Annotated in this window: 8 protein-coding genes; all 8 read left to right on the top strand. The window is 74.5% G+C overall.

Annotation, left to right across the window (positions count from 1 at the left end):
- Positions 1-1593: molybdopterin cofactor-binding domain-containing protein (locus AX737_RS20915; protein WP_066924589.1), on the top strand; the 1593-nt coding region annotated here is incomplete at its 5' end.
- Positions 1594-1810: 217 nt separating this feature from the next.
- A complete protein-coding gene (locus tag AX737_RS20920) occupies positions 1811-2104 on the top strand; it encodes a cytochrome C (RefSeq protein WP_066924592.1) in 294 nt (97 codons plus the stop codon).
- A gap of 8 nt (positions 2105-2112) precedes the next feature.
- Positions 2113-3369: an NAD(P)/FAD-dependent oxidoreductase gene (locus tag AX737_RS20925; RefSeq protein ID WP_066924606.1), complete on the top strand. Its 1257-nt coding sequence runs from the start codon at positions 2113-2115 to the stop codon at positions 3367-3369.
- Positions 3370-3401: 32 nt separating this feature from the next.
- Positions 3402-3836, top strand: a complete 435-nt coding sequence (gene soxX / locus AX737_RS20930; protein ID WP_066924608.1) for a sulfur oxidation c-type cytochrome SoxX — start codon at positions 3402-3404, stop codon at positions 3834-3836.
- Positions 3833-4315: a SoxY-related AACIE arm protein gene (locus AX737_RS20935; RefSeq protein WP_066924599.1), complete on the top strand. Its 483-nt coding sequence runs from the start codon at positions 3833-3835 to the stop codon at positions 4313-4315. The genes soxX and AX737_RS20935 overlap by 4 nt, the downstream gene beginning before the upstream one ends.
- A 6-nt stretch (positions 4316-4321) precedes the next feature.
- Positions 4322-4642, top strand: coding sequence for a thiosulfate oxidation carrier complex protein SoxZ (locus tag AX737_RS20940; protein ID WP_066924600.1), 321 nt, complete (start codon positions 4322-4324; stop codon positions 4640-4642).
- 8 nt (positions 4643-4650) lie between these two features.
- Complete coding sequence (gene soxA, locus AX737_RS20945; RefSeq protein ID WP_066924602.1) at positions 4651-5442, top strand: sulfur oxidation c-type cytochrome SoxA; 792 nt, start codon at positions 4651-4653, stop codon at positions 5440-5442.
- A 242-nt stretch (positions 5443-5684) separates the two neighbouring features.
- Positions 5685-6680, top strand: coding sequence for a substrate-binding domain-containing protein (locus tag AX737_RS20950; RefSeq protein WP_245293482.1), 996 nt, complete (start codon positions 5685-5687; stop codon positions 6678-6680).
- Positions 6681-6870 lie beyond the last annotated feature (190 nt).

Raw genomic sequence — 6870 nt, forward strand, 5'->3', positions numbered from 1 at the left:
AAGCCGCTGAAGCGGCTCGACACGCTGCCGAAGCTCGACGGCAGCCAGGTCTACGGGATCGACCTGAAGCTCCCGGGCCTCCTCAACGCGGCGATCCGCGACTGCCCGGTGACCGGGGGCGGCGTGAAGAGCTTCGAGGCGGCGGCCGTGACGGGCATGCCGGGCGTCAAGCGCGTCGTGCAGGTCGGCGACAGCGCGGTCGCGGTGGTGGCAGACACGTTCTGGCGCGCCAAGACCGCGCTCGACGCGCTGCCGATCGTCTGGGACGAGGGCCCGAACGCCAAGGTTTCGAGCGAGAGCATCGCCGCGGTGCTGCGCGAGGGCCTCGACGCCGAGCAGGCCTTCGTCGGCAACCGGGCCGGCGACGTGGCGGGCGCGCTGAAGGGCGCCGCCAAGGTGGTGGAGGCCGTCTACGGCGTGCCGTTCCAGAACCACGCCACGATGGAGCCGATGAACGCCACCGCGCTCTGGACGCCGGAGCGCTGCGAGGTCTGGACCCCGACCCAGAACGGCGAGGCGGCGCTCGCCGCGACCGCCGACGCAGCCGGCCTGCCGGCCACGTCCTGCGAGGTCTACAAGATCCATCTCGGCGGCGGCTTCGGTCGCCGGGGCGCCACGCACGACTGGGTGCGGCAGGCGGTGCTGATCGCCCGGGAGATGCCCGGCACGCCGGTCAAGCTGATCTGGACCCGCGAGGAGGACATGACGCACGGCCGGTACCACCCGGTCACGCAGTGCCGCATGCGCGCCGCGCTGGACACGGAGGGCAACCTCACCGGCCTGCACATGCGCATCTCCGGCCAATCGATCCTGGCCTCGGTCGCGCCCCAGCGCATGGTCGAGGGGCGCGATCCCGTCACCTTCCAGGGGCTCAACCCGGGCGGCCCGGAGGCGGCGATCGGCTACACGATCCCGAACATCCTCGTCGATCACGCCATGCGCAACCCGCACATCCTGCCGGGCTTCTGGCGGGGCGTGAACCTGAACCCGAACGCCATCTACCTCGAATGCTTCATGGACGAGCTGGCCCACGCGACGGGCCAGGATCCGCTGGCCTTCCGGCTGAAGCTGATGGGCAACCACCCGAAGCACCGCGCCGTGCTGGAGGCGGTGGCGGAGAGGATCGGCTGGGACCGCAAGCCGCCGGAGGGGGTGTTCCGCGGCATCTGCCAGACGATGGGCTTCGGCAGCTACGTGGCGGGCGCGGCCGAGGTCTCGGTCTCGGACGCGGGCGAGCTGAAGATCCACCGCATCGTCGCGGCGACCGACCCGGGCCACGCGGTCAACCCGCAGCAGATCGACGCGCAGGTGGCGGGCTCCTTCGTGTACGGCCTCTCGGCGGCGCTCTACGGCGCCTGCACGGTGAAGGACGGGCGCATCGAGCAGACGAACTTCGACAGCTATCCGGTGATGCGGATGGACGCGATGCCGGCGGTCGAGACCATCCTGATGCCCTCCGGCGGCTTCTGGGGCGGCGTCGGCGAGCCGACCATCGCGGTGGCGGCCCCGGCGGTGCTCAACGCGGTCTTCGCCGCGACCGGCAAGCGCGTGCGGCACTTGCCGCTGAAGGACACGGACCTGCGCCGGGCATGAGGTCACGACCGGCCGCGCCGAATCCGACGGACGACGCGCGGCCTTTTCCCGGACGCCTGGAACGGAGTGGAAGGTGATCCGGGATCCAGACGATGACGTGCCGCGAAGCGGCTCGATCTCCAGCACCGGTGCAGAATCAGGACGCTTCGCGACTTGCATCGGCTGGGTCCCGGATCACCCTCCGCTGGCGCTCCGGGCGTCCGGGAAAGCGGCGGTGATGTCGAGACGGTACAGCCCGTTCCTGCTCGCCCTCGCGCTCGCCTGCGGGACGGCCGCGCGCGCGGCGGAGCTGCGCCCGCCGCCCGGGGCTTCCTCCTGCACCGGCTGCCACGCGCAAGGCGCCGCGATGGGCGCGCTCGAGGGACGGAGCGAGGCCGAGATCGTGGCGGCGCTCGCCGCCTTCCGGTCGGGCGAGCGGCCGGCCACCATCATGAACCGCATCGCCCGGGGGTTCGACGCGGACGAGAGCCGGGCCATCGCCGCCTGGTTCGCGGCCCGAGGATCGCACTGATGCGCGCGATGCCGCACGGGCCGACACGCCGCGCCCTCCTCGGCGGGGCTGCCGCCGCGACGCTCGCCTGCCCGGCCCTCGGCGGCACGCGTCCCCGCGTCGTGGTCGTCGGCGCCGGGTTCGGCGGCGCCACGGCGGCGCGCTGGCTGGCGGCGGGCGGCGTCGACACGACCCTCGTGGAGGCGTCGCCGAACTACGTCGCCTGCCCGCGCAGCAACGAGGTCGTCGCGGGCCTGCGCGGGATCGAGGCGCAGACGCTCGGTTACGACGCGCTCGGCCGCGCCGGGCTCACCTTCGTGCACGGTACGGCGCGCGCGGTCGATGCGGGCGCGCGCCGCGTGAGCCTCGGCGACGGGACCGCCCTGCCCTACGACCGTCTGATCCTGTCGCCGGGCATCGATCTCCGGTTCGATGCCGTGCCGGGCTACGATGCGGCGGCCGCCGAGGCCATGCCGCACGCCTGGAAGGCCGGCGCGCAGACCGTGCTGCTCGCCCGCCAACTCGCCGCCATGCCGGAAGGCGGCACGGTGGTACTCTCGGCGCCCGCCAACCCCTATCGCTGCCCGCCCGGCCCCTACGAGCGCGCCAGCCTGATCGCGCATTTCCTCAAGGCCCGGAAGCCGCGCGCCAAGCTCATCCTGCTCGACGCCAAGGACACCTTCTCCAAGCAGAAGCTGTTCGAGGCGGCCTGGGCCAGGCTCTACCGGGACGTGCTCGAAGTCGTGCCGCTCGCCGGAGGCGGGCAGGTCAGCGAGGTCGATCCGGCGGCGATGGTCGTGCGCACCGACTTCGCCGAGATCAAGGCGGACGTCGCCTGCATCATCCCGCCCCAGCGCGCGGGCCGCATCGCCGCGCAGGCGGGTTGCGCCGACCGCAGCGGCTGGTGCCCGATCGACCCGGTGAGCTTCGAGTCCCGCCTCGTGCCGGGCATCCACGTGATCGGCGACGCGGCCATCGCCGGGGCGATGCCGAAGTCGGCCTTCTCGGCCAACGCGCAGGGCAAGGTCTGCGCGCAGGCGGTGATCGACCTGCTGGCCGGCCGCGAGCCGGAGACCCCGCGCCTCATCAACACCTGCTACAGCCTCGTGGCGCCCGACGACGGCATCTCGATCGCGGGCGTGTTCCGCCCGACCGACGGGCAGCTCGCGGACGTGCCGGGCGCGGGCGGGATCAGCCCCCTCGACGCCCCGGACGCGGTGCGCCGCCAGGAGGCGGCCTACGGCGAGAGCTGGTACCGGACGATCACCCGGGAGGTGTTCGGGTGAGGCGGGGCCGCCGGGCCGCCCTCCTCCCGGCCGTGCTGGCCTTCGCGCTCGGCCCGGCGCGGGCCGAGGAGGGCCTGGTCCCCTACGCGGTCGTCGGCGACGCGATCCCCGAGCCCCTGGCGGGCTTGGCCGGCGACCCGGCCCGCGGCCGGGCCATCGTGGCCGACCGCACCCGCGGGCTCTGCCTGCTCTGCCATGCCGGGCCCTTCCCGGAGGAGCGCTTCCAGGGCAACCTCGCCCCGGATCTCGCGGGCGTCGGCGCCCGCCGGAGCCCGGCGCAGCTGCGCCTGCGGCTCGTGGATGGGCGGGCGTTGAACCCGGACACCATCATGCCATCCTATTACAGCCTGTCGGGCCTCGCCCGCGTGGGCCGGGCGTGGCGGGGCCGCCCGATCCTGAGCGCGGGCGAGATCGAGGACGTCGTCGCCTTCCTGGCGACCCTGCGCGAGCCCGAGGGGAGACCATGAGGACGATGAAGCCGGGACGGAGCGGGACCGTCGATCGGCGCCGGGTGCTCGCGGGCACGGCCGGGAGCGTGCTGGCGCTCGCCCTGCGGCCGGCCGCGGCGGCGCAGCCGCGCACCGAGACGACCGAATCGGCGATCCGCCGCTTCGCGGGCGACAACCCGATCCGGCCGGGCCGCGTCAGCCTCGACCTGCCGCCGCTCGTGGAGAACGGCAACACGGTGCCGCTCTCCATCTCCGTCGAGAGCCCGATGACGCAGGCGGACCATGTCCGCCGCATCGGCGTGTTCAACGAACGGAACCCGCAGCCCAACGTCGTCACGCTCCATCTGCGGCCCGGCGCCGGCCGCGCCCAGGTCGCGACGCGCATCCGGCTCGCCGACACGCAGCGCATCACCGCGATCGCCGAGATGAGCGACGGCACCTACTGGTCGGCGAGTGCCGACGCGATCGTCACGCTCGCCGCCTGCCTGGAGGGCTGACCCCGCATGGCCCGCACCCTGATCAACCTGCCCAAGACCGCCAGGGCCGGCGACGTGATCACGATCAAGACGCTGATCTCGCACCCGATGGAGACGGGCTTCCGCCCCGGCGCGGACGGCCGCATCCTGCCGCGCAACATCGTCACGGAGTTCGTCTGCCGCTTCGAGGGCGAGGAGATCTTCCGGGCCGAGCTGTTCCCGGCCTCGGCGGCCAACCCCTACCTCACCTTCACCTGGGTCGCGACGGCGAGCGGGCGCTTCACCTTCACGTGGCGCGGCGACGACGGCTTCGACCAGACCGAGTCCGCGCCGATCGCGGTGGCCTGAGCCCCGCCGTGCCGCGCCGCCCTGGCCTCCCGCCGCCGGCCGCGGTCCTGGCGCTGCTGCTCGTCGGCGCTCCGGCCGGTGCCGAGCCGATCGCGCCGGCCGACCGGCGCTCCGGCTTCGACCAGATGGGCCCCGAGATCCAGGCCATGCAGCGGGACGAGACCGCCAATCCCGGCATGCTCGCGGTCGCGGACGGGGCCGAGCTCTGGGCGACGCCGCCGGCCCCCGGCCGGCAGCCCTGTGCCGGCTGCCACGGGGAGGCCGCCGTCGGCATGCGCGGCGTGGCGGCGCGCTACCCCGCCTGGGACGCGCGGACCGGGCGGCCGATCGATCTTCAGGACCGGGTCAACGCGTGCCGGCGCACGCACCAGGGCGCGGATCCCCTCGCCTACGAGAGCCCCGACCTGCTGGCGCTGACGGCCTTCGTCGCCGCCCAGTCCCGCGGGATGCCGATCGCCCCGCCCGACGATCCCCGGCTCGGCGCCGCGCGGGCCGAGGGCCGCGCGCTGTTCGAGGCGCGCCAGGGCCAGCTCGGCCTCTCCTGCGCGATCTGCCACGACGACCACTGGGGCCGCCGCCTCGGCGCGGCCGTGATCCCGCAGGGGCAGCCGACCGGCTACCCGCTCTACCGCCTCGAATGGCAGGGGATGGGCTCGCTGCAGCGGCGCCTGCGCAACTGCCTCACCGGGATGCGGGCCGAGCCCTTCGCGTACGGGGCGCCGGACTACGTCGCCCTCGAACTCTACCTCGCGACGCGCGCCGCGCCGCTGCCGCTGGAGACGCCGGCCGTGCGCCCCTGACCGGGCGGCGCCGGAGCCGGGCTTCGGACCCGGGCCCGATTGCAACGCGACCGGGAAGGGCTCTAGGAGATGGCCCGGCGCGGGCGTCCGCGGCGGGCCGACCGCTTGACGGGCACGGGACGGCGGTTCGGCTCGGGCAGGCCCGCCCGGATGCGGCCCCGCCCGGCGCGGGAGATCTGGCCGTGGAGAAGACCGACGAGCGTGCGGAACCGAGGCGGGGCGGAGACGCGGGAGCCCCGTCGGTGGTGCTCGGTCTCGGTGGGACCGTGCGGATCGGCCGGAACGCCATCCCGGTCTCGGACCTGAAGATCGTCTTCGAGGCGATCGGGCGTGCGCGCTCGGTCCAGGGCCTGGCCGACGCGCTCGGCCTCTCCTACCGGGCGGCCTGGGCGCGCCTGCAGGCCTACGAGGCGGCGCTCGGCAGGCCGCTGGTGCACAAGACCCGCGGCCACGGCACGGAGCTGACCGCCTTCGGCAGCGCGCTGGCCGAGGCCGTCTCCGCCGCCGCGGAGGGCCTGGAGGCCGGGTTCGGGCGCGAGACCCGCGTCCTCGAGCATCGCCTGCGCAGCCTCCTCGGCGACGGCGCCGGAGGCCTGGCGCTCGCCGCGAGCCACGATCCGCTCCTCGTCGAGGTGCTGAGCGGGCGCGCGGACATCGAGGTCTCGGTGATGGGCAGCCACGCGGCGGTGACGCGCCTCCTCGACGGGCAGGTCGATGCGGCGGGCTTCCATTGCGGGGCCCTGGCGCCGGAGGCGGCGGGCGCGCCGTTCTCCGCCGTCAACGCGAGCGCCGGGCTCGTGGCGCACCCGCTGTTCGAGCGCGAGCAGGGCCTGTTGCTCGCGCCCGGAAACCCGCTCGGCATCCGCTCGGTCGCCGACCTCGCCGCCGGCGAGGCCCGCTACGTCAACCGCCAGAAGGGCTCGGGCACGCGGCAATGGTTCGATCGCCTGCTGGACGAGGCCGGGCTGTCCCCGGGCGCGATCCGGGGCTACGGCGTCGAGGAGTTCACCCATCAGGCGGTGGCCGCGACCATCGCCTGCGGTGCGGCCGATGCGGGCCTGGGCGTGCGCGCGGCGGCCGAGAGGCTCGGCCTGTTCTTCCTGTCGGTGGGCTGGGAGACCTACTATCTCGCCGCCAGCCGCTCGCTCGACGCGCCGGCCCTCGACGCGCTGATCGCCGCGGTGAAGGCCCAGGTCGCCCGGACGCCCGGCTATCGCGGGGTCGCCCCCGCCCCCTAGATTCTCGCCCGGCGGCCTGGATCTTTTGTGGATCCCTGCCGCGGATGCGCCCGCGATCCTGGGCGAGTCTCATACAGTCGCCGGTCGATGGGTTCGGCCGCGTGAGGTGAACTGCGCCGTGCCCCCTCTCCCATAGGGCAGGGCGATCGCATATGGCGTGGGTCGTCTCCGAGATCGCCACTGGAACCGC

Origin of the sequence: Methylobacterium sp. CCH5-D2 (assembly GCF_001556475.1) — a bacterium.
Classification (GTDB): domain Bacteria; phylum Pseudomonadota; class Alphaproteobacteria; order Rhizobiales; family Beijerinckiaceae; genus Methylobacterium; species Methylobacterium hispanicum.

What these genes read in the sequence shown, in the direction of transcription:
- AX737_RS20925 (WP_066924606.1), top strand. Translation starts at nt 2,113, where the DNA reads ATGCCGCACGGGCCGACACGCCGCGCCCTCCTCGGCGGGGCTGCCGCC.
- AX737_RS20935 (WP_066924599.1), top strand. Translation starts at nt 3,833, where the DNA reads ATGAGGACGATGAAGCCGGGACGGAGCGGGACCGTCGATCGGCGCCGG.
- AX737_RS20920 (WP_066924592.1), top strand. Translation starts at nt 1,811, where the DNA reads ATGTCGAGACGGTACAGCCCGTTCCTGCTCGCCCTCGCGCTCGCCTGC.
- AX737_RS20940 (WP_066924600.1), top strand. Translation starts at nt 4,322, where the DNA reads ATGGCCCGCACCCTGATCAACCTGCCCAAGACCGCCAGGGCCGGCGAC.